The sequence below is a fragment of the Streptomyces hokutonensis genome (assembly GCF_000376565.1).
Taxonomy (GTDB): domain Bacteria; phylum Actinomycetota; class Actinomycetes; order Streptomycetales; family Streptomycetaceae; genus Streptomyces; species Streptomyces hokutonensis.
In genome coordinates this window covers 14,978-37,416 of record NZ_BARG01000098.1, presented here as the reverse complement: position 1 = coordinate 37,416, position 22,439 = coordinate 14,978, and the positions used below count along the sequence as shown (strand labels likewise).

Genomic DNA, 22,439 nt, shown 5'->3' with positions numbered 1-22,439 from the left:
CGCGGCCGAGCGCCCCGCGCGGTCTCAGCCGCGGAGCATCTCGGCCACCAGGAAGGCCAGTTCGAGGGACTGCTCCGGATTGAGCCGGGGATCGCACACCGTCTCATAACGGTCCGCGAGGTCCTCGTCCGAGATCTTCCGTGCGCCGCCCAGACACTCCGTGACGTCGTCGCCGGTCAGCTCCACATGCAGGCCCCCGGGGTGGGTACCCAGAGCGCGGTGCACCTCGAAGTAACCGCGGACCTCGTCGACGACGCGGTCGAAGTGCCGGGTCTTGTAACCGCTCGGCGACTCATGGGTGTTGCCGTGCATGGGATCGCACTGCCAGACCACCTCGTGGCCCGAGGCGGTGACCCGCTTCACGATCGGCGGCAGCACCTCCCGGATCCGCTCGTTGCCCATCCTCGTGATGAGGGTCAGGCGGCCCGGGACACCGTGCGGATCGAGCCGCTCCACGTACTCCAGGGCCTGGGCGGGCGTGGTGCCGGGACCGATCTTCAGACCGACGGGGTTCGCCAGCAGTTCCGCGAACGCGAGGTGGGCGCCGTCCGGCCGGCGGGTGCGTTCGCCGATCCACAGGAAATGGCCCGACAGCTCGTACAGCCGCTCGCCGTCCGAGCGCAGCAGCGCGCTCTCGTAGTCCAGGAGCAGCGCCTCGTGCCCCGTGTACACCTGGGGGCCGTACAGGGCACTGGTGTCGGTGTCGACACTTCGGTCGATCTCCGTCGCGAGCCGCTCGTACCGGGCCCCCGCCGGAGTGCTGAGGACGAAGTCCCTGTTCCACTCGTGCACATGGCGCAGCCCCGAGTCCCCGGAGGGGCCCGTGACCGCGCGCAGCAGATTCAGGGTGGTGCTCGCGTTGGCGTACGCGCGCAGCATGCGCCCGGGGTCGGCGGTCCGGTCGCCCGGCGTGGGCAGGAACGAGTTGACGATGTCACCGCGGTACACCGGCAGACCGAGCGAGTCCAGCGTCCCGGAGCGGGGCTTGGCGTACTGCCCGGCGATCCGGCCGATCTTGACCACGGGGAGTCCGGCGCCGAAGGCGAGGACGACGGCCATCTGGAGCAGCGTGCGGATGTTGGCCCGGACGTGCCGTTCGGTGTTCCCCGCGAAGGTCTCCGCGCAGTCACCCCCCTGCAGGACGAAGGCCCGGCCGCGGGCCACGTCGGCCAGGCGTCCGGCGAGGTCGTCGACCTCGGCGGGCAGGACGAGCGGAGGCAGGCCGGCGAGCGTCCCCCGCACGGCCTCCACCGCACCCGGATCGGACCACCGCGGCTGCTGGTCGGCCGGTTTGGCGAGCGCCGCGTCGAGGCGGGCGCGCAGCGGGGCCGGGAGTGTCTCCGGACCCGGCGCGTGCGCGGTCGCGGGAGAGATGCGGGCGACGGACATGGGTCTACCTGCCTCGATGTCGTTCACGGCCTGGGGAGGTGTTCGCGCGCGTCTCACGCGGTCTTGCTGACGTCGGCCCACAGGCCGACGGGCAGGTCCTTGCGGCGTTTGACGTTGAGCTTCCGGTAGACCCGGGTGAGGTGTTGTTCCACGGTGCTCGCCGTGATGTACAGCCGGTCGGCGATCTCGCGGTTGGTGTAGCCCATCACGGCGAGAGACGCGACGCGGCGTTCGGACTCGGTGAGCGAGGCGACACCCTCGCAGTTGTCCGGGGCGGCGCCCGGCCGCGCGCCGGCGTTGTCGGTGACGGCGAGCAGTTCCTGCGCTATGGGCTTGGCCTCGCACTGGTTGGCGCTGTACAGCGCGTGCCGGAAGAGCAGCCGCGCGCGCCGTTTGTCGCCGGTCGCGTAGTAGGCGCGGCTCAGCTCCGACAGGACCCGCGCCTGCTCGTACCGGTCGCCCGCCGCCTCGAAGAGGTCGAGCGCCTCGGTCAGCAGCTGCGGGCGCCGGCTGGGCGGGACCGTCTCGGCGAGCAGCCGCAGCGTGAGGGCCCGCACCCGCGTGCGGTCGTTGCCCAGCCGCCCCAGCTGTTCGTGCAGCAGCTGCCTGGCCTGGTCCTGGTTGCCCAGCTGCAGCCAGGCCTCGGCGGCGCTGGTCCGCCACGGCACCAGGCCCGCGTTGTCCAGCCCCCAGCGCCGGACGAGATCGCCGCAGGCCAGGAAGTCGGCGAGCGCGGCATGGGTGTGGTTGGTCGCCAACCGGTAGTGCCCGCGCGCATGCAGATAGTGCAGTCCGTACCGGCTCTGGAACGCCGCCTCCGGGATGACGCGGGTCAGGTACTTGGCCGCGTCCTCGTAGTCGCCCATCCGGGTCGCGGCGAGCGCCAGCGTGCTCAGCGGCAGTCCCACGGCCACGCCCCACGACTGATGGGCGAGATAGGTCAGCGCGGCCTGCCCGAAGCGCACCGCGGACGGCAGATCGCCCTGGCGCAGCGCGATATGGGCGCGGATGCCGGCGAACAGGGCACGCGAGGTCGGCGCCCGACGGCTGTGCGCGTCCTCCAGGAGCTGGTCGCACCACTCGACGGCGGTGTCGAGCCGCTCCGCCTGGACCAGCGTGTGCAGGGCGACGAGGGCGGCCTCCTCGCCCCAGCTGGTGGCACCGCCGAGCCGCAGTTCGCGCAGGACCTGCTCTGCGCGGTCGACCAGCTGGGGGCTCCTGCCGTGCACCAGGCCGTTCGCCAGCAGCGCGGTGACCTGGAGCTGCGGCTCGGTGCGCGGGGTCACCAGGGTGACGCGCCGGTCGGGCAGCGCGCTCGGGTGCCGGCGCCTGGCCAGCGGCGGGTGGGCGTACGCCAGCCACTGCTCGGTGTCGCGCAGGGCGGCGGCCGCCTCCTCGGTGTGCTCGTCCCCGCTCAGACCGCGCAGCCGCTCCAGTACGTCGGCGGCCTCCTCGTTGCGTCCGAGCCACAGCAGCTTGCGGACCAGCGCGATGCCCTGGCCCCGGTCCAGCTGCTCGGCGGGTCCGGCGGCGAGCGGGGCCAGATGCCGTCCCGCGGCCGACGGGCTGTACTGCCATTCGGCGTGCGCGAGCCGGGCCCGTATCGTCGCCCGGTCGTGCTCGTCGGTGGTGCAGCGGTGCGCGAGCCGCAGGCAGTCCGCGGCGAACTCGTACTTGTCGTCGAGCAGGGCGTGTTCGGCGGCCTCCAGCAGCGCGCCGGTCGCCCACGTGGTCTGCCCGTGCTTGGCCGACACGAGATGCCGGGCCACGGTCACGGCGGGCGAACCCTGCTCGTGCCGCAACTGCGCCGCCCTGCGGTGCAGTTCGATACCGTCCTGGGCGGGCAGGAAGTTGAGCACGGCGGCGCGGGCCAGCGGATGACGGAACTCCGCCCCGTTCAACAGCCCGTTGTCGGAGAGGGACTTGAGCGTGCGCTCCACCAGTCCGGTCTCGACGTCGATCAGCCGGCCGAGTTCGGCGCTCGTCGCGCCGCTGCCCAGCACCGCCAGCGCCCGCGCGACCCGGAGCAGTACCTGGTCACCGCGGTGCAGGCAGCTCACATAGGTGGCTCCGAAGCCCTGTGCCCGGGGCTCGCCGGACTGCGCGTGGTCCTCCGCGAGGACCCGGGTGAGCAGGGGATGGCCCCCGCCGGCGGCGTGGATCGCCGGTGCCAGCGCCTCCGCGGTCGTCGGGTCCATCCGCTCTCCCAGGAACTGGCGGACGCCGTCCCGGGAGAGCGAGGTGATGCGGATCCGGTGCGCGTGCGGCTGGCGCAGCAGCTCGGAGTGGAGCGGCGGACCCGACGGCAGCATTCCCGTGTCGTCGGTGAGCACCAGCAGAACGCGGCCGTTGCGCAGCCGCCGGCCCAGCCGCAGCAGGCAGTCGAGCGATGCCGGGTCGGCGTGGCGCACGGTGTCGATACCGATGACCACCGGCGCGGAGGTGGACAGTTCGAGGAACGCCAGGGACAACGCGTGCAGGACGCGGGCCAGTTCGGGCGGCACCGGGCCGTCGCCGTCCGTCTCGGCCGGCAGCGTGGCTCCGTCGCGCAGCAACGGGCGTACGCGCTCGGCGAGTTCCGCCGGCAGCGGGACGCTGTCCAGGAGCTGACTCAAGACGCCCAGCGGGACCGTGCTCTCGGCCCGGTGGCAGGACGCGTGCAGATAGAGGGCGCCGGACCTGGTGGCCCGGTCGCCGAAGGCGTGCAGGACTTCGGTCTTCCCACTGGCGATGCTGCCGTCGAGGAGCACCACGTGACCGTGCCCCGACGCGGTGTCGGACAGGAGCTTGTCGAGTATCTCCAATTGCTCGTCCCGTTCGACCAGTTTCACTCCGCTACCCCCAGATTGATGCGGTCGTGCGCGTGTTCCTGAGCCGCAAGCCATCATGCGGGGGTGGCACCCACTGAGCGGGAATCGTCCGCCCATCGACGATCCGTAATCGATGGTTCCGCCTATGTGACGGGAGTGAGCCGGAAGAACTCCTGATACAGGCCCAGTTGATGAGTGAGCATGTACAGACCGTGATGGACCGGGTGACCGAGAGCGGCCGCCGACCGCAGCAGCGCGGTGTCCCTCGGCTTCATGACGATGTCGGCGACCAGCGTCCCCGGCGCCAGCTCACGCGGGGCGAACGGCAGGGGATCGTCGGGGCGCAGTCCCAGCGGGGTGGCGTTGACCGCCATGTCCGCACCGTCCGGCTCGGGGGACGCGGCACCGGCGAGCCGGCCGGGCCAGACCGTCTCCAGACGGCCGAGGAGGGCGTCGCGCCGGGCGGCGTCGGGCTCGCAGACCGTCAGCCGGGCGGCGCCCGCCCGCAGGAGTGCCACGGCGATGGCGCTGCCGGCACCGCCCGCCCCCACCAGCATGATCCGCCTCCCTTCCGGTGGATGGCCCTCGGCCTGCAGCCCCGCCACGAAGCCGGCTCCGTCGAAGTTCTCGGCGTACCAACTGCCGTCCGGCTCCCGGCGCAGCGCGTTCGTACTGCCGGTCAGCGCGACGGCCGGGCTGACCTCGTCGGCGAACGCCCGGGCCGCCGCCTTGTGCGGGACGGTGATCAGCAGGCCGTCCAGATTGGCCGCCCGCTGAAGGCCCCGCACGACCTGCTCCAGATCGTCCGGCCGGGCGTGCACCGGCACCAGGACGGTGTCCGTACCCGGCCGGTTCAGCAGCGGATTGAGCAGGGCCGGTGCCTGCACCTGCCGCACCGGATCCCCGACGACCGCCAGCAGCCGGGTGGTTCCGCTGATGCTCCAGGGAACGGCACCGGTCATCGCGCCGACGCTCCCGCCCGCGACTGCCGGGGCATCGCGTCGAGGACGGCCGAGACCGTCTCCTCGGGGACGCCCGCGACGAGCTCGGCGCCGTCCGGCCCGTCGAGGACGAAGGTCAGACCGTCCGTCGCCTTCTTGTCCAGCCGGGCCAGGGACACCAGTTCACCGGTGGTCACCCCCGCCGGCAGCCCGGTGGGCAGCCCGTAGTGACGTACGACGTCCAGATGCTCGGCCACCCGCTCCGGGCCGATACGGCCCAGCGCTCCCGCCAGCCGCCCGGCGAACACCGTGCCCACGGCCACCGCCTCACCGTGCCGCAGCGCGAAGTCCGTGGCCCGTTCCAGGGCGTGTCCCAGCGTGTGACCGTAGTTCAGCAGATGGCGCAGACCCGTGTCCCGCTCGTCGAGGCTCACGATCTGCGCCTTGCGGGCCACGCTCGCCGCGATCTGCCGGGCCGTCGACAGTCCGCGCAGGTCACCGGCGCCGATGAAGTGACACCGCGCTATCTCCCCGTACCCGTTGACCCGCTCCCGCTCAGGGAGCGTGGTCAGATAGTCCGTGTCGCACAGCACGGCCCGCGGCTGCCAGTAGGCGCCCACCAGATTCTTGCCCTGCGGCAGGTTCACCGCCGTCTTGCCGCCCACGCTCGCGTCCACCTGGGCCAGCAGCGATGTCGGCAGGTGCACCACCGGCACCCCCCGGTGGTAGAGCGCCGCCGCCAGTCCGACCGCGTCGGTCGTCGTTCCGCCCCCGCAGGAGACCACCGCGTCGGACCGCGTCAGCCCGAACTCGGCGAAGCGGCCGCAGAGTTCCTCCACCCAGGCCAGCGACTTGCCCCGCTCCCCGTCCCGGGCCTCCACACGCAGCGCGTCGACCCCCGGATCAGGTGTCCACTCGGCGGGCCGGGCCGACACCACCGCCACCCGCCGGGCACCGATCGCGGCTATGACCTCGGGCAGGGTGTGGCGGATCCCCGCGCCGATCCGTACCGGATAGCCGCGCTCGCCGAGGTCCACATCGATCGTGAGCCAGGGCGAACCGTCCCCGCCCCGCCGGTCCTCACTGTCGGTCACGTCGTACTCCTCGTTTCGGCGGGACGGCCCGTGGATCACCGGCCCGTGGATTCTGCGGCGGAGCGTAGTACCGCGCGCCGCACCGGCCTCCGAGAGTGCCTCGACGCCGCCGGCCGCGGCCCCAAGTGAGGGTGGGTATAGGGGGGACGCCAGGGGGGCTGGTGGGACGTCACGGCCGCAGACTCGGGGACGGCTGAAGGAAGTCGGACACCAAGGAGAGGCCCATGCGATCCCGGCGCGGATTCCTGCTGTTGTCGGCTGCGACCAGTACGGCGGTCGCCCTGGGCGCGACGGGACTCACGGCATGTTCGACGACCACCGACGACACGACGGGCGGCAGCCCACAGGACGGCGGCACCCTCACCTACGCGGCCTCGGTCGAACCGGACAGCTGGGATCCGCACCAGGCGTCCACCAGCGTCACGGCCCGGCTGCTGCGTCCGGTTTTCGACTCCCTGGTCAGCCTCCACGCGGACGGCACCGTCACACCCTGGCTCGCCACCTCGTGGAAGGTCTCCGACGACGGCCTGCGCTACACGTTCCGGCTGCGCGAGGACGTGACCTTCGCGGACGGCACCCGTTTCGACGCGGCCGCGGTCAAGGCCAACTTCGACCACGTGGTCGCGCCCAAGACCGTCTCCAAGGCCGCCGCCCCGCTGCTCGGACCGTACGAACGCACCGAGGTGCTCGACCGGTTCACCGCCGTGGTCCATCTCAAGGAGGCCTACGCGTCCTTCCTGCGGTCGGTCGCCTCGACGTTCCTCGGCTTCCACTCGCCGAAGGCCCTCAAGGAGTACGCCGCGGATCTCGGCTCGGGCGGCCCGCACATCGTCGGCAGCGGCCCCTTCCGCTTCGTCTCCTACATCGCGGGCCAGCGGGCGACCTTCGAGCGCCGGGCCGACTACCGCTGGGCGCCCTCGGGAGCCGGACACACCGGCGCCGCGCGGATCGACCGGATCGTCGTCACCGTCCTTCCGGAGAACGCCTCCCGGGTCGGGGCGGTCACCTCGGGCCAGGCCGACATCGCGGAGCAGATACCCGCCTCCGGCCTCGCGTCCGTACGGGCCCAGAGCGGATTGAGCCTGGCGCGCACCCCGGTTCCCGGAACCCCGTACACCTTCTATCTCAACACCGGGCGCGCGCCCTTCGACGATGTCGACGTCCGCCGGGGCGTGCAGTCCGCGATCGACCTGGCCGCCATCGTCAAGGGAGTCTTCCAGGGCGAGTACCCGCGCGCCGGCTCGCCGCTGACGCCCGCGACCTTCACGTACGACAAGACACTCGGCGACACCTGGGGCTACGACAGGGCCAGGGCCGCACGGCTGCTCGACGCGGCGGGCTGGACCGGCCGGGACTCCGCGGGCTACCGCACCAAGGCCGGCCGCCGGCTGACCGCCGAGTTCCCCTACGTCCAGAGCTTCGTCTCCAGCGACAACCAGAGCATCGCCGTCGGTGTCCAGGACGCGCTCAAGAAAGCCGGCGTCGAACTGCGGCTGATCCCGCTCGACTCGGCCAGCAGCATGGACCGCACCGTCAAGGGCGACTACGACGTGTTCGCCTTCGGCTGGGAGAGCCCCGACCCGGCGGTGCTGCGCAACCTCTACCACTCGGAGAAACAGTTCGGGAAGGGAGGGATGAACGGCGCCCGGGTGCACGACGCACAACTCGACACCTGGCTCGACCGCGCCCAGCGCACCGACGACCGGGCCGAACTCGTCAGCCTCTACCGGAAGGTCCAGCGCAGGGTGATCGACCAGGCGTACGCCATCCCCACCTATGTCGCCTCCCGCGACTCCGCCGTACGCGGCCGGGTGCACGGCCTCACCTTCGACGCCTTCACCGATCCCGACCTCTACGACGCCTGGGTGAGCGGAAGTTGACGGGCGGCGCGGTGCGCTTCGTGCTCCAGCGGCTGGCGGCCGGTGCCGTCGTCGTCTGGGGCGCGGCCACCCTCACCTTCTTCGCCGTGCACCTGGTGCCGGGCGACACCGTGGCCGCGCTGATCGGCCCCGGCACACCCGTCACCCCCGCGCTGCGCCACCAGATCCTCGCCGAGAGCGGCCTCGACGACCCGCTGGCCGTCCAGTACGCGCACAGCATGGGTGCGCTGCTCCGCGGTGATCTCGGGAGGTCGTACCAACTCAACCAGCCCGTCGGCCAGTTGCTCGCCGGACAGGTCGCGCCGACCCTGCAACTGGCGGTCGGCTCCCTGGTCTGCGCCCTGCTGCTGGCCCTTCTCGCCGCGATCGCCACGGCGGGACGGGGCGGTGCCACCCGCACGATCGTCTCGGCGGTCGAACTGTTCATCGTGTCGGTGCCCTCGTTCTGGCTCGGCATCGTGCTGCTGACCGTGTTCTCCTTCCGCTTCCGGCTCTTCCCGGCCGCCGCGGACGGCTCGCTGTCCGCACTCGTCCTGCCCACCCTGGCGCTCGCCCTGCCACTGGCCGGGGTCCTCGCCCAGGTCATCCGGCAGGAACTGGAACAGACGGACGCCCGGCCCTTCGTCCTCACCGCCCGGGCCCGCGGCCTCGGTGAGACACGGCTGCTGCTGCGGCACACGCTGCGCCACGCGCTGCTGCCCGTGACCACCCTCTCCGGATTCCTCCTCGGCGGACTGTTCGGCGGCACCGTCCTCATCGAGAACATCTTCGCCAGACCGGGCCTCGGCCGGATCCTCGTCCGGGCGGTGGAAGCACGGGACATCCCGGTGGTGACGGCCCTCGTCCTGCTGTCGGCCGTCGCCTTCGTCGTCATCAACATCGTCGTCGACCTGCTCCACCCGGTCATCGACGCCCGGCTGAGAGAGGTGACTCCATGAGTGCGGACGACTGGCGCGAGGCCGTGGGCAGGAGGCGGCCATGGGCGTCGACACCGCGCTGATCCCCGTGGTCCGCACGACCGCCCGGCAGACGGCCAGGGGCCGGCTGCCGATGCTGTGCGCGGGCGCCCTCCTGCTGCTGCTCGCGCTCGTCCTCGTCGCCCCCGGGCTCTTCACCGGGCGGGACCCCGACGCGACCGACGTCACCCGGACCTTCCAGGCGCCGGGCATGGCGCACCTTCTCGGCACGGACCAGCTGGGACGTGACGTGTTCGCCCGTCTCGTGCACGGCACCCGGATCTCCGTCGCGGTCGCCGCCGCCGCCACGGTGATCGGCGTCGGCGGCGGTGCCCTGCTGGGCCTGCTCGCGGCGGCCGGCGGAGCCCGGGTGGACGCCCTCCTCATGCGGGTCGTCGACGTCCTCATGGCCTTTCCGGAGATCCTCCTCGCGCTGCTGGTCGTCGCCGTGCTCGGCGGCGGCACCCTGAACGTCGCCCTCGCCATCGGACTCGCCGGCATCCCCAGCTACGCCCGCCTCGTGCGCGGCCAGGCGCGACTCGTCCTGGGCTCGGAGTACGTCGAGGCCGCGAGGGCGCTCGGGGTGCCCCCGTGGAGATATCTCCTGCGGCACGTCCTGCCCAACGTCGGCGGCTCGATCGTCGTCCTCGCGTCCATCGGCTCCGGCTCGGCGATCGCCGCCGGTGCCGGGCTCAGCCTGCTCGGCCTCGGTCCCAGACCGCCCCAGGCCGACTGGGGCTCCATGGTCGCCGACGGCAAGGACTTCCTCCAGACGGCCTGGTGGATCTCGGTCGCGCCGGGCCTCGTCATCTCGGCCGTGGTCGTGGCCGTCACCCTGGTCGGGCGCACCCTCCAGTCCTCGGCGGTGCGATGAACCTCCTGGACGTGGAGAACCTGTCCGTCTCCTTCGGACGCGGCCACCGGCCGGTCGTCCGAGGCGTCTCCCTCTCGGTCGCGCCCGGGGAATGCGTCGCCCTGGTGGGGGAGTCGGGGTCCGGCAAGAGCGTCACCGCGCGGGCCCTGCTGGGCCTCGCCGGGCGCGGCGCCCGGGTGGGCGCCGACCGGCTGGAGATCGACGGCGTCGACGCCACCGGATTCTCCGAACGGCGCTGGCGCTCGGTGCGCGGCCGTCGGATCGGCATGGTGCTCCAGGACGCGATGGTGTCCCTGGACCCGCTGCGCACCATCGGCGCCGAGATAGCCGAAGGCGTCACCCTGCACCGCGACCACGCCCCCCGGGACGTCCGTCGACGCGTGGTGGAGCTGCTCGTCGAGGCCGGGGTCCCGGAGCCCGAGACGCGCCGCACCGAGTACCCGCACCAGCTGTCCGGCGGACTCCGGCAGCGGGCGCTGATCGCCTCGGCGCTGGCCGCCGATCCACGGCTGCTGATCGCCGACGAACCGACCACCGCCCTCGACGCCGTGGTGCAGGCTCAGATCCTGCGGCTCCTGGAACGCGTCAAGAACGAGGGCCGCGGCCTTCTCCTGATCAGTCACGACCTTGCCGTCGTCGCCCAACTCGCCGACCGCGTCCTGGTGTTGAACGACGGTGACGTGGTCGAGAGCGGGCCCACCGCCCAGCTGCTGGAAGCGCCCGCCCACCCCTACACCCGCACCCTCCTCGACTCGGTTCCCACCGGACGGCGCCGCGGTGGTGCGCGGGTGCCCGGCGACACGCTGCTGACCGCCGAGCGACTCGTGAAGACGTACGGGCCGTCCCGCCGCGGGGCAACGCCGCGGCGCGCCCTGGACGATGTCTCGCTGACCCTGCGCGCGGGCGAGAGCCTCGGCGTGGTCGGTGAGTCCGGCTCCGGCAAAAGCACCCTGGCGCGTGTCCTGCTGGGCCTGGCCGCTCCGGACTCGGGGCAGGTACGCCTCGGCGGAGAACCCTGGACCACGCTGGACGAACGGGCCCGCAGACCGCTGCGGCACCGGGTACAGCTGATCCACCAGGATCCCTACGCCGCCTTCGACCCGCGCTTCACGGTGGCCCGGATCATCGGCGAGGCGCTGCCCCGGACGACGCGCCGGCAGCGCACGGAGCGGGCCGCGCGGCTGCTGGAGCAGGTCGGCCTCGGCGCCGACCATCTGCGCCGCAGGCCGCACGAACTGTCCGGCGGCCAGCGGCAGCGCGTCGCCGTCGCCCGGGCGCTCGCGCCCCGGCCCCAGGTGCTGGTGTGCGACGAACCCGTGTCAGCGCTCGACGTCACGGTCCAGGCGCAGGTCCTCGACCTGCTGGTCAGACTGCGTGAGGACACCGGGGTGGCCCTGGTGTTCATCACCCACGACCTCGCCGTGGTGCAGGAGATCAGCGATCGCGTGCTGGTGATGCGGGACGGCACGATCGTCGACGAGGGCCCCACCCGCGAGGTCTTCCGCAGCCCGCGGCACGAGTACACCCGGTCCCTCGTCGACGCGATACCGGCGCTGGCCCGCGCGTCGACCAGGGACCTCTCCCAGGCCCCCGTCCCTTCCCGGGACACCCGACAACGACGGAGTGTGCATGACTGACAGCGCCTGGATGGCGGAGGCGGAACCGAGCGGCTGGAACGAACGGGCGCGGACGGTCGCGGCCGAACTCGCCGCCTCGGCCGCGGAGCGCGCGGCGAGCGGGCGACTGCCGCACCGCGAGGTGGCCCTGCTCAAGGAGTCCGGCCTGATCACCCTGCTCGGTCCCGCCGAGCACGGCGGCGGGGCGCAGGAGTGGCCGGTGGCCGACCAGACGGTGCGGATCGTCTCGGCGGCCGACCCCGCGCTCGGCGACCTCCTCGGCCGCCACTACGTCTGGGTGAAACTCGCCTCCTTCATCGCCACCGAGGAGAAGACCGAGCACATCGACGAGGTGGCCGCCCGCGCCGGATGGCTCTTCGGGGGCGCCCGTGACGTGCGCGGCGCCACCCTGGCCGTCCGCGACCGGGGGGACGACATCGTCTTCAACGGCCGCATCACGCCGACCGTGGCCGCGCGCGTCAGCGACATCACCCTCCTCGAAGGCCGGTTCCCGGACGGCGCCCTGGTCAGTTCGCTCGCCATGTCCACCCATGTGGGACTGACCTTCGAGGGCGACGAGGCCGGGACCGTCACCGTGCGCGACGCCGACATCCCGTGGACCGGGGCGCTGGGGTACGTCGACAAGGTCTTCCGGCCGCGCGTCTACAACTCCCTGCTCGCGGCCACCCTCGACCTCGTCCTCGCCAACGTCGCGCTCGGCACGGCCCGCGGCCGTATCGATACCGCCGCCGAGCACCCACCGACGGACCTCGCCGCCTCGCGGGCCGCACTCGGCGCGGTCGAGGCCGAGGCCGACTCGGTCTCCGCGGCGGCCGGCGAACTGCACCGTCGCGCCGTCGAACTCACCGAGCCGGAGGTCACGGCGCACACGCGCCGCGCGGCCCGTCTGCTGGCCCGCGCGAAGGATGTGGCGGCGTCCGCCGCCCGGGCGGACGCCCATGCCGTGCCGCAGGGAGGCGGTGCCCGATGAGCCGGCCGCTCCCGCCCCAGCTGCCCCGCATCCCCCTGTCCGTGCTGGACATCGCGCCGGTGGAGCGCGGCCGGACCGCGACCCGTTCCCTGACCACGGTGAAGGAACTCGCCCGGCGCGCCGACGAGTTGGACTTCCGGCGGTTCTGGGTGGGCGAGCACCACGACACTCCCGGCGTGGCCAGCGCGTCCCCCGCGGTACTCCTCGCCGCGCTCGGCTCGACGACGGAGCGGATCAGGATCGGCTCCGGCGGCGTGATGCTGCCCAACCACGCGCCGCTCGTGGTCGCCGAGTCGTTCGGCACGCTCGGCGCGCTCTTCCCCGGCCGGGTGGACCTGGGCGTAGGACGCGCGTCCGCCACCGGTCCGGCGGTCGGGACGGCGCTGCGCCGGGGGTCCGCCGACGCCGACGCCTTCGGCGACGACCTGAGCGACCTCGTCCGCTTCGTCACGGGCACGTTCCCCGAGGAGCACCCGTACGCGCGGCTGACCGCCATGCCCGTGCCGTCCGTTCCGGCCGAGATCTGGGTCCTCGGATCGAGCGTGGGCAGCGCCGTTCTGGCAGCGGAGCGGGGGCTGCCGTACGCCTTCGCGCAGCACTTCTTCGGGGCTCGCGGGGCGGCGGAGGCACTGCACGCCTATCGCTCCGCGTTCCGTCCCTCGGCGCTGCTCGGCGCGCCGTACGCCGTGCTCACCGTGCACACCGTGTGCGGTGAGGACGACGAGCACGCGGCCCGTCTCGCCGCCCCGGCGGTGGCCTCGGCCCTGCAGATCGGCGGTCTGGCCCGGCACGATCCGCTGCCGAGCCCCGAGGACGCGGCCGCGTTCGACTGGCCGGAGAAGGAGCGGGCCTACGCCGCGACCCTGCTCGCCGAGCAGGCGGTCGGCGGCCCGGACACGGTCCGGCGACGCCTGGCCGAACTCCTCGGCACCACCGCGGCGGACGAGCTGATGGTCACGAACAACGTCACCGAGTCGAAGGAGAAGCTCCGCTCCCTGGAGCGGGTGCGGGAGCTGTTCGAGCCGGTCCCGGCCGGCTGAGGCGCCACCCGTCCGACGAGGCGCCCGCCCCGGGATCCCGGGGCGGGCGCCTCGTCGGACGGGACGGTCACAAAGCCGTGGTCACCAGGCGGCCCGGTCCTTCAACGGCTCCCACCAGGCGCGGTGTTCGCGGTACCACGACACCGTCTCGGCCAGTCCGGTCACGAAGTCCCGGCGCGGGGTGTAGCCGAGTTCGTCCCGGATCTTGGTCCAGTCGACCGAGTAACGGCGGTCGTGGCCCTTGCGGTCGGCGACGTACTCGACACTCCCGTCCCAGTCCGCCCCGCACGCGTCGAGGAGCAGCCGGGTGAGTTCGAGGTTGGACAGCTCGGTGCCGCCGCCGACGTTGTAGACCTCGCCCGCCCGGCCCTTCGTCCGCACCAGCTCGACGGCCCGGACGTGGTCGTCGATGTGCAGCCAGTCGCGGACGTTGCCGCCGTCGCCGTAGAGCGGGACCTTGCGGCCGTCGAGCAGATTCGTGACGAAGAGGGGGATGACCTTCTCGGGGAAGTGGTGGTGCCCGTAGTTGTTGGAGCAGCGGGTCACCCGCACGTCGAGGCCGTGGGTGCGGTGGTACGACAGGGCGATCAGGTCGCTCGACGCCTTGGAGGCGGAATACGGGGAGTTGGGCCGCAGCGGCCGGGTCTCCGGCCAGGAGCCCTCGGCGATCGAGCCGTACACCTCGTCGGTCGAGACGTGTACGAAGGTACGCACCGCCGCCCGGTGCGCCGCGTCGACGAGGGTGTGCGTGCCGACGACGTTCGTCCGGACGAACTCCGCCCCGCCGTCGATGGAACGGTCCACATGCGACTCGGCGGCGAAGTGCACCACCTCGTCGTGCCCGGCCATCAGCTCGGCCACCAACTCCGCGTCGCAGATGTCCCCCTGCACGAACGAGAAGCGGGGCGAGCGGCGGACCTCGTCGAGGTTGGCGGGATTGCCGGCGTAGGTCAGCTTGTCCAGGACGGTCACGGACACCTCGCCGGGGCCCTGCGGGCCGAGGACGGTACGGACGTAGTGCGAGCCTATGAAACCCGCGCCGCCGGTCACCAGGATCCGTCGTGTCATGAGGAGATCTGCACCCTGCTGTGGTCGCCGAGCACCAGCCGGTGGGCGGCCGGGTTGCGGGGGGCGGGAGTGACCTCGACATCGCGGCCGATGAGTGATGCCTCGACCCGGCGGACACCGGTGACGGAGGACCCCCGCAGGACGATCGAGTACTCGATCTCGCTGTCCTCGATCCGGCATCCTTCGGACAGCGCCGTGAAGGGGCCGATGTACGCGTCCCTGATCACGGTGTTCGCGCCGATGATCGCCGGCCCCACGATGCGGCTGCCCGAGACCCGCGCGCCCGCCTCGATCCTGACCCTGCCGATGATGACGCTGGTGTCGTCGACCACGCCCTCGACGAGCGGTTCCACGGTCTCCAGGACCGTGCGGTTCACCTCCAGCAGGTCACTGACCTTGCCGGTGTCCTTCCAGTACCCCGAGATCACGGTCGAGCGCACGTCGCGCCCGCGGTCGATCAGCCACTGCAGCGCATCGGTGATCTCCAGCTCGCCCCGCCCGGACGGCTCGATGGCGCGCACCGCCTCGTGGACGACGGGGGTGAAGAGATAGACACCGACGAGCGCCAGCTCGCTCCTCGGGAACTCCGGCTTCTCCTCCAGCCCCACCACGCGGCCGTCGATGTCGAGTTCGGCGACGCCGAAGGAACCGGGGTCGGAGACCTTCGTCAGCAGGATCCCGGCGTCGGGGCGCTCGGCCCGGAACCTGTCGACCGGGCCCGTGATACCGCCGACGATGAAATTGTCACCGAGATACATGACGAAGTCCTCGTCGCCGAGGAAGTCCCGGGCGATGAGAACGGCATGGGCGAGCCCGAGGGGTGACTCCTGCGGAATGTAGGTGACCTTGATTCCGAAACGGGAGCCGTCTCCCACGGCCTCCATTATCTCCTTCGCGGTGTCGCCCACCACGATCCCGACCTCGATGATTCCCGTCTCCGCGATGGCTTCGAGGCCGTAGAAGAGAACGGGTTTGTTGGCGACCGGCACGAGTTGTTTGGCCGATGTGTGCGTGATCGGCCGCAGGCGGGTGCCCGCTCCGCCGGAGAGTATGAGCGCCTTCACGAATCCCTCCCAGGGTCGTTGTCTTCACCGCGGTCGGTCCGCTCGGCTACTCGGCGATGTAGGTGTGCCGACTCCAGACGAATACCAGCAGGTCACGGCCGTGGTGACGGATGACCCTGGTGGTCGGGTCGAAGTGCTCCCAGCGATTTCCGCTGAGCAGCCGGATCTTGGTGCCCGTGTCCGCCACGTAACGGAGCCGCTCTTCCTCGGGGACGGAACTCGGGCCACCGGTGAGGATGGCATTCGGTTCGGGAGCCGTCATGTGCGCCGCCTTCCGTTGTCGGAACCTGAGGAGATTCCACCACCGACCGGACGGCCGTAGCCATTCTCCGGAAAGAGCTAGGGGTTTCCGGCCGGGACATAGGGGTCCCGGCGAAATTGCCGCACTGCTAGCGTCGACAATGGAATCGGTGTGCTTCCACGCCGAGTCGATACTCATTCAATTCCGTGCGGCGAATGGTATTTCGCCGCACGGCCGGGGGACGGAGGAGATGTGACGAGCGAGGACTCCGCACAGTGGATCCGCAGATTCCATCCCGTGCCGGGTGCCCGGGCACGTCTCGTGTGCCTGCCGCACGCCGGGGGCGCCGCCGGCTTCTACCACCCGCTGTCCGGGCTGCTCGCTCCGGAGGTCGAGGTCCTGGCCGTGCAGTACCCCGGGCGGCAGGAGCGCCGGCACGAGCCGGCGGCGGAGGACATCGGCGTGCTCGCGGACCGCGTGACGGCCGCGCTGGGCCCGTTCACCGAACAGCCGTTCGCGCTGTTCGGGCACAGCATGGGCGCGGTGGTCGCGTTCGAGGTCGCCCGGCGGCTGGGCGCGGACCCGGCGGCGGCGCCCCCGCTCGCGCTGATCGCGTCCGGGCGCCGGGCTCCGTCCCTCACCCGGGACGAGGAGATCCATCGGCTGGACGACGACGGACTCGTGGCGGAGATCGAGTCGCTGCGCGGCACCAGCCCCGGGCTGCTCGCGGACGAGGAGCTGCGCCGCATGGTGCTGCCCGCCGTGCGCGCCGACTACCGGGCGATAGAGAGCTACCGCTGCCCGCCGGACGCCGCCCCGCTCACCGTCCCGATCACCGTGCTGGTCGGCGACAGCGACCCCAGGGTGACCGTCGAGGAGGCCGGGGCATGGGCCCTGCACACCGATGCCGGGACCGATGTGCACGTCTTTCCCGGCGGCGACCACTTCTACCTGAACGAGTTCCGCGAGGCGGTCGCCGAACTCGTCCGACTCCGCCTGCGCTCCGCCCAGTAGGGGAGGGGCACGGGCGGAGCCCCTGCACGCCCTCCCCCGATCACGAACCGGCTACCGCCTCATCGTGACGTCAGCCCGTTGATCCGCCGCAGGCCGTCGCTTGCGGTGTACGCGTCGCCGGAGGCCGCCAGGGCGAAGCTGAAGGTGTTGATCCCCAGGAGGTTGGTGACGTGGGACTGGACCCCGGTGGTGGGGTTCACGCGCTTCACCTCGTCGCCGACCTGGAAGTAGACCAGGCCGTCGCCGCCGACCGAGATCGACGTGGGTTCGTAGGCCTCGCTCGCCAGGACGCGGGTCGCGCCGTTGGTCACGTTCGTCTGGAGGATGCGGCCCCGGCCCATGTCCGCGGTGTAGGCGAGGCCCGCCTTGTCGAAGGCGAGGCCGTAGGAGAAGCCGAGGCCCGTGGCGACCACGCGGGCTGTGCCGCCGTCCGGGACGGCGATGAGTTCGCCGTTGGTGTCGACGGCGTAGGTCGTGGTGCCGAAGCGGGCCACCCCGAAGAGCGAGGGCAGGCCGGCGGCCAGGGTGCGGTGGCTGCCGGTGGCGAGGGAGACCTGCTGGAGCGCGCCGTCGAAGTTGGTGATGTACGCGTCGCCGCCGGCGACGGCCACTCCGCGGAGGTTGCCCAGACCGGTCGTGACGGTACTGAGCGCTCCGGTGGCCAGGTCCAGCTTGAGCAGATCGCCGCCGGAGTACGCCAGGTACACCGCGCCCGCGTTGTCGGGGGCGATGGCGACCGGGGAGCCGGCCGCCGGTGCGATCCGCGCGCAATCGGTGGACGGGCAGTTGACGTCACCCGTCGCGCCAACCGCCGGTGCGGCCAAGGTCATTGTCGCTCCCGACGCCAGCAACGCGCCGAGGGCGAGGGCCACGCCCAGCGCGCGGCCACGGCCGGTGAGCGAGCGGGTGGGACGGTCGAGCGGGAGTCGTGTCGCGGTCCTAGATCTCATCATTGAGTCCATCCGTTCCTGTCCGTCGACGATCGGTCGGCCCGCGGGATCACCGTGGGCACTGCACCGGACACGTAGCGGAGGTACGGAGAGGTTCACCGAGGGGGCCGCGGGTTGATCCGAGAGCGTCCCGACGACATCTCTTAGTCCTGCTGTCCACCCGAAGGCTTCGGCCAGCTGCCCAGGAGCTGTTCGTCGGTCATGGCCGTCGGGAGCGGGGCCGGTGACGGATCGAGGCCGAAGCCCACCATCAGGGCCTCCGCGTACCGGCGCCAGGCGTCCGGGGCCACGTCGTTCGTGCGGTCGGCGACGGCGCCGATCATGTAGAGGAAGGCGTACACATCGGCGCCGGCGAAGTCCTCGCGGACCACGCCCGCCGCCACCGCCCGGGCCACCAGGCCGTCCACGAGACGGCCGAGCCGGTCACGCGTCCGGGCGGCCGTCCCCTTGGTGAAGTCGGCGTTGGCCAGGACGACTTCGAGGGCGCGGTCCTCGGCCCGCATCCGCGCCGCCTCCAGCAGATAGTGCCGTAGCGCCCCGGCCGGGTCGGGCTGTTCCGCGGCCGTGGCCGCGAGGTGCAGGAACACCGTGAACCGCTCGGTGAACAGGGCGTCGACCAGGGACTGGAGGTCCGGGAAGCGCCGGTACACCGTGCCGACGCCGAGGCCCGCCTCGCGGGCGATCTCGTTGAGGGGGACGGTGGTCCCGCGTCGGGCGAACAGGCGGTCGGCCGTCGTCATGATGAGGCGGCGGTTGCGTTCCGCGTCCGCGCGCAGCGGGCGTTGAGTTTCGGGGCTCACGCCGGGACATTCTCCGGCATCCTCGCCACCGCCGGCCGACGCGCATGACGGACCAGGAGGCAGGCGCCGGTGACGGCGCTCCACAGCAGCCACGAGTAGACACCGCCCCGCTCGAAGATCCCGGCCGTGCTCGTGGAGACGCCCACGAACGCCTCGCTCAGCAGCCCCAGGGCGCCGACCGCGATGCTGAACACCCGGTAGGCGCGCGGCAGTTGGAGGCTCCGCAGGGAGCCCGCGAGGATCACGACCGTGTTCGCGCACAGGATGGCGACCGCCGCGCCCCCGACGTGCAGCGCCAGGCTGTAGCCCGGGCCGTCCGGCGAACCGTGGAACAGGCCGACCAGCAGGAAGCCCACCGCGTGCGCGGCGGCGAGGGCGACGACGACCCGGCGCGCGCGGCCGGTGAGCAGGGTGAGCGCCAGCAGGATCGCGCCGGTCGCGAACAGGACGCCCTGGACGACGAACGACGTGTTCATCAGCACGTGATCGGGCGAGCAGATGGTGCGGCCCTGGTAGTGCGTGCCGCACTTGGGGACGCCCAGGTCGCTGATGTAGTTCGTGGCGTAGCTGTACGGCGGAGACGTCCAGGCCGCCGCGGCGACCGCCTCGGACACCACCCACTGCACCGCGTTCAGCAACAGGACGGCCGCCGCAAGGGGCAGCCGGTTCTTGCGTGACATCACAACTCCTCTCGACAGGTCATGCGCTCCACCCTACATTAAGTGGATAGATCTATCCGGTTAGAGTTGGACGGCCACGTGACGAGCGTCACAAAGCGAGGTTCGAACTTCGGGGGCCGCCGCGCATCTAGTCGGCGTCCACTCCACTCCACCGAGGAACAATCAATGTTGGCTTATCTGCCCGGATTCGCCCCCTGGATCGTCGCCGGCGTCCTCTCGTCCTTCGACTGGCGCTGGGGCGCGCTCGGCGGTCTCCTCACGGGGCTGCTGATGATGCTCAACGACCGTCGCCGCGGGGTCGGCTTCGACGCCCTGGTCCTGGAGATCAGCACCCTCGCCTACTTCGTGGTGATCGGCGCCGTCTCCGTCGCGAAGCCGGACTCCTCCCTGTCCGGCCAGACCGACGTCATCTCCTTCGTCTGGCTGGGCGGCACCGCCTGGGGCAGCCTGCTGCTCCGCAGCCCCTTCACGCTCGGGATCGCCAAGCGCCAGACGCCCCGCGAGTACTGGGACATGCCGGAGTTCGTCCAGGTCAACAACCTCATCACCAGCGCCTGGGGAGCCGGCTTCACCTTCATCGCGGTCAGCCTGGCCATTTCCAACGCGGTGGACGCCCCGGCCTGGGTCGGCATCACCGCCCATGTCGTCGGCCTGGTCGCCCCCGCCGTCTTCACGAAGGTCTATCCGGCCCGCGTCCAGGCCAGGTTCGTGGCCCTGGCGCAGGCACAACCGCCGGTGCGGGCCGTCCCGTAGCCCGGCCGGACGGCCAACCGCCGTCCCCGGCCGGTGACTTCGCGACTTCACGGCCTTTCGGCACCAAGTACCCATCCCCACGAAGGAGTTGGCGCACCGTGAGCACCACGCTGGAAGCCGCCTCGGCGCGGAACGTCGTCCAGGACCCCACACTGTCCCTCGAGGGCGGCGGCGCCGTGATCTCCGAGGCCGGGAACCACGAGAACGTGCCGGCGCTCGTCGACGTCGCGGCCTTCGCGCCCGACAAGGGCGAGTCCGTGAACACCCTCATCGCCGACCCGCCGCCCGGTGCTCCCGTGCCGCCGATCCTGCCGCCCGTCGACGGGTTCCTCTTCCTCGACCGGGAGAAGTTCGCCGCGTCCTTCGCCGGGGACCTGCCCGCCGCCGGCGCCCAGTTCCTCGCCGACTCCCAAGTGCCGTGGGGACTGGACGCGTTGGGCGGTGCGGTCGGCCAGCCCGCCTGGCGTGCCAAGCCGGGTTTCTACCCCGTCGCCACCGACGACCGCATGATCCCGCCGCCCGCCCGGCGGGCCATGGCCGAGCGCGCCGGTGCCACGGTCGCCGAGACCGGCGGCAGTCACGCCGAGTACGCGTCCAGGCCCGCCGAGGGCGCCGCGTTCATCGGGAAGGTGGCGGCCGGCACCACCGCGTGAGGCTCCGCGCAGGCAGTCGTGGCGGCCGCTGTGATCGGCGCGGCCGTCGCAACCGCGGCGGCGGAGGCCGTACCGGTGTCCGCCGCCGCGGCCAACTCCCGCCCGGACCAAGGTGGTTCGGGTGCACGGCTCGACAAGGAAAGTACCGATGACCGACGAGACAACCGTTCCGCTGTATCTACGGGGCCGCTTCGCCCCGGTCCCCGAGGAGCACACCGCCGCGCGGCTCACCGTGCGCGGCACCCTGCCGCCCGAGCTGGACGGCCGCTATCTGCGCAACGGCCCCAACCCGCTGCCCGGTGAGGACAAGGGCCACTGGTTCACCGGCCCCGGCATGCTGCACGGCATCCGGCTGCGCGAGGGCCGCGCCGAGTGGTATCGCAACAGGTGGGTCCGCACAAGGGAGTTGGAGGGTCACCCCTTCGTCCGCGAGGACTTCAGCATCGACCTGGCCGCGACGCCGGCCAACACTCATGTGATCCGGCACGCCGACACCGTGCTCGCGCTGTGCGAGGTCGGCCTGCCCTACTGGGTCACCCCGGAGCTGGACACCATCGGGCCGTACGACTTCGGCGGGAAGCTCACCACCGCGATGACCGCGCACCCCAAGGAGGACCCGGTCACCGGTGAACTCCACCTGTTCGGGACCGGGTTCGCGCCGCCCTATCTCACCTACCACCGGGTCACCCCGGAGGGCGAGCTGCTCGACAGCCGGCCGATCGACGTGCCGGGACCGACGATGATGCACGACTTCGCCATCACCGAGCACCACGTCGTGTGGATGGACCTGCCCGTGGTCTTCGACGCCGAGCTGGCGGGACGCGGCGGCATGCCGTACCGGTGGGCCGAGGCGTACGGCGCCCGGATCGGGATCATGTCGCGCGAGCCCGGCGTCACCGACGTGCGCTGGTTCGACGTCGACCCCTGCTACGTCTTCCACGTGGGCAACGCCTACGAGGACGCGCAGGGCCGGGTGGTGCTGGACGCGGTGCGCTACGACGACGCCGGGTTCCGGAAGGTCTGGGGCGACATCGGCGGACCCACCGGCCAGGGCACCCCCGGCGTCCCGAACGGCCAGGTCGGGGTGCGGGAACCGGGCCACACCCAGGCGCCCTCCGTGCTGTACCGGTGGATCCTCGACCCGGTGGCCGGCCGGGTCCTCGAGTCCCAACTCGACGACCGCGAGGCCGAGTTCCCCACCCACAACGAGACCCTCACCGGGCGCCCGAACCGCTACCTCTACACGGTCAACGGCGACGGCATCGCCAAGCACGACCTCACGCGCCGGACCGACGACGTCCACAAGACGCCAGGCAGCCGCTACTCCGGCGAGGCCGTCTTCGTCCCGGCGGCGGACGGCACCGCCGAGGACGAGGGCTGGCTGCTGTCGCTCCTCTCGGACGACGACGGCGCGGCGGGCGAACTCCTCGTCCTCGACGCCGCGGACCTCTCGGTGCAGGCGGTCGTGGAACTGCCGTACCCGGTCCCGTCCGGCTTCCACGGCAGCTGGCTGCCCGAGCCCGGCAGCCGGTCCGAGGACTGAGAAGGCCCTTGCCGAGGAGCCGCTCCCGCGTATCTTCCTCGGCAGGGCCCCTCGACCCGACGCACGAGGCCCTAGGTCATGT

General features: G+C 72.0%; 20 protein-coding genes. 10 read left to right on the top strand and 10 right to left on the bottom strand.

Annotated elements, in window-relative coordinates; genetic code table 11:
• Positions 1-24 precede the first annotated feature (24 nt).
• The 4 genes from SSP08S_RS48355 to SSP08S_RS48340 form a co-directional block, all read right to left on the bottom strand.
• Complete coding sequence (locus SSP08S_RS48355) at positions 25-1,389, bottom strand: 3-deoxy-7-phosphoheptulonate synthase class II (RefSeq protein ID WP_019074873.1); 1,365 nt, start codon at positions 1,387-1,389, stop codon at positions 25-27.
• 53 nt (positions 1,390-1,442) lie between these two features.
• Complete coding sequence (locus SSP08S_RS48350) at positions 1,443-4,220, bottom strand: AAA family ATPase (RefSeq protein WP_019074872.1); 2,778 nt, start codon at positions 4,218-4,220, stop codon at positions 1,443-1,445.
• 122 nt (positions 4,221-4,342) lie between these two features.
• On the bottom strand, positions 4,343-5,161 hold the full coding sequence (locus SSP08S_RS48345; RefSeq protein ID WP_019074871.1) for a shikimate dehydrogenase family protein: 819 nt from the start codon (positions 5,159-5,161) through the stop codon (positions 4,343-4,345).
• Entirely contained in the window at positions 5,158-6,234 is a 1,077-nt protein-coding gene (locus SSP08S_RS48340) for a 3-dehydroquinate synthase family protein (protein WP_019074870.1), read from the bottom strand. Before SSP08S_RS48340 ends, SSP08S_RS48345 begins: the two co-directional genes overlap by 4 nt.
• A gap of 224 nt (positions 6,235-6,458) precedes the next feature.
• On the opposite strand from SSP08S_RS48340, the gene SSP08S_RS48335 reads away from it, so the two are divergent.
• From SSP08S_RS48335 to SSP08S_RS48310, 6 genes are read left to right on the top strand one after another with little or no spacing between them, the layout of a single operon-like run.
• A complete protein-coding gene (locus SSP08S_RS48335; RefSeq protein WP_019074869.1) occupies positions 6,459-8,114 on the top strand; it encodes an ABC transporter substrate-binding protein in 1,656 nt (551 codons plus the stop codon).
• Positions 8,111-9,052 (top strand): ABC transporter permease, encoded by a 942-nt coding sequence (locus tag SSP08S_RS48330; protein WP_019074868.1) that lies wholly within the window; start codon positions 8,111-8,113, stop codon positions 9,050-9,052. The genes SSP08S_RS48335 and SSP08S_RS48330 overlap by 4 nt, the downstream gene beginning before the upstream one ends.
• Before the next feature lie 40 nt (positions 9,053-9,092).
• Entirely contained in the window at positions 9,093-9,944 is an 852-nt protein-coding gene (locus SSP08S_RS48325; RefSeq protein ID WP_019074867.1) for an ABC transporter permease, read from the top strand.
• Positions 9,941-11,581 carry a dipeptide ABC transporter ATP-binding protein gene (locus tag SSP08S_RS48320; RefSeq protein WP_019074866.1) on the top strand — a complete coding sequence of 547 codons (1,641 nt, stop codon included), beginning with the start codon at positions 9,941-9,943 and terminating at the stop codon, positions 11,579-11,581. The genes SSP08S_RS48325 and SSP08S_RS48320 overlap by 4 nt, the downstream gene beginning before the upstream one ends.
• Entirely contained in the window at positions 11,574-12,551 is a 978-nt protein-coding gene (locus tag SSP08S_RS57535; RefSeq protein WP_019074865.1) for an acyl-CoA dehydrogenase family protein, read from the top strand. Before SSP08S_RS48320 ends, SSP08S_RS57535 begins: the two co-directional genes overlap by 8 nt.
• Positions 12,548-13,591 (top strand): LLM class flavin-dependent oxidoreductase, encoded by a 1,044-nt coding sequence (locus SSP08S_RS48310; protein WP_019074864.1) that lies wholly within the window; start codon positions 12,548-12,550, stop codon positions 13,589-13,591. The genes SSP08S_RS57535 and SSP08S_RS48310 overlap by 4 nt, the downstream gene beginning before the upstream one ends.
• A gap of 81 nt (positions 13,592-13,672) precedes the next feature.
• Here SSP08S_RS48310 and rfbB read toward each other — a convergent pair whose 3' ends face one another.
• From rfbB to SSP08S_RS48295, 3 genes are read right to left on the bottom strand one after another with little or no spacing between them, the layout of a single operon-like run.
• Positions 13,673-14,659, bottom strand: coding sequence for a dTDP-glucose 4,6-dehydratase (gene rfbB, locus SSP08S_RS48305; protein WP_019074863.1), 987 nt, complete (start codon positions 14,657-14,659; stop codon positions 13,673-13,675).
• Positions 14,656-15,723, bottom strand: coding sequence for a glucose-1-phosphate thymidylyltransferase (locus tag SSP08S_RS48300; RefSeq protein ID WP_019074862.1), 1,068 nt, complete (start codon positions 15,721-15,723; stop codon positions 14,656-14,658). The genes rfbB and SSP08S_RS48300 overlap by 4 nt, the downstream gene beginning before the upstream one ends.
• A gap of 46 nt (positions 15,724-15,769) precedes the next feature.
• The gene (locus SSP08S_RS48295; protein ID WP_019074861.1) at positions 15,770-15,985 is read right to left on the bottom strand and encodes a DUF5988 family protein; all 216 of its coding nucleotides are present in this window, start codon (positions 15,983-15,985) and stop codon (positions 15,770-15,772) included.
• Positions 15,986-16,216: 231 nt separating this feature from the next.
• Between SSP08S_RS48295 and SSP08S_RS48290 the strand changes: the two genes are divergently transcribed.
• On the top strand, positions 16,217-16,978 hold the full coding sequence (locus tag SSP08S_RS48290; protein WP_019074860.1) for a thioesterase II family protein: 762 nt from the start codon (positions 16,217-16,219) through the stop codon (positions 16,976-16,978).
• Between the two features lie 59 nt (positions 16,979-17,037).
• On the opposite strand, the gene SSP08S_RS48285 is transcribed toward SSP08S_RS48290, so the two are convergent.
• The 3 genes from SSP08S_RS48285 to SSP08S_RS48275 all read right to left on the bottom strand — a co-directional run bounded on the left by SSP08S_RS48285 (position 17,038) and on the right by SSP08S_RS48275 (position 19,408).
• Positions 17,038-17,928 carry an NHL repeat-containing protein gene (locus tag SSP08S_RS48285; RefSeq protein ID WP_245608110.1) on the bottom strand — a complete coding sequence of 297 codons (891 nt, stop codon included), beginning with the start codon at positions 17,926-17,928 and terminating at the stop codon, positions 17,038-17,040.
• 143 nt (positions 17,929-18,071) lie between these two features.
• Positions 18,072-18,728 carry a TetR/AcrR family transcriptional regulator gene (locus SSP08S_RS48280; RefSeq protein WP_019074858.1) on the bottom strand — a complete coding sequence of 219 codons (657 nt, stop codon included), beginning with the start codon at positions 18,726-18,728 and terminating at the stop codon, positions 18,072-18,074.
• A complete protein-coding gene (locus SSP08S_RS48275; protein ID WP_019074857.1) occupies positions 18,725-19,408 on the bottom strand; it encodes a DUF998 domain-containing protein in 684 nt (227 codons plus the stop codon). Before SSP08S_RS48275 ends, SSP08S_RS48280 begins: the two co-directional genes overlap by 4 nt.
• A 165-nt stretch (positions 19,409-19,573) precedes the next feature.
• On the opposite strand from SSP08S_RS48275, the gene SSP08S_RS48270 reads away from it, so the two are divergent.
• The 3 genes from SSP08S_RS48270 (at position 19,574) to SSP08S_RS48255 (ending at position 22,357) form a co-directional block, all read left to right on the top strand.
• Complete coding sequence (locus SSP08S_RS48270) at positions 19,574-20,161, top strand: hypothetical protein (RefSeq protein ID WP_019074856.1); 588 nt, start codon at positions 19,574-19,576, stop codon at positions 20,159-20,161.
• Between the two features lie 110 nt (positions 20,162-20,271).
• Positions 20,272-20,814, top strand: a complete 543-nt coding sequence (locus SSP08S_RS57530) for an alpha/beta fold hydrolase (protein ID WP_245608111.1) — start codon at positions 20,272-20,274, stop codon at positions 20,812-20,814.
• A 148-nt stretch (positions 20,815-20,962) separates the two neighbouring features.
• The gene (locus SSP08S_RS48255) at positions 20,963-22,357 is read left to right on the top strand and encodes a carotenoid oxygenase family protein (protein ID WP_019074854.1); all 1,395 of its coding nucleotides are present in this window, start codon (positions 20,963-20,965) and stop codon (positions 22,355-22,357) included.
• Positions 22,358-22,439: the final 82 nt, after the last annotated feature.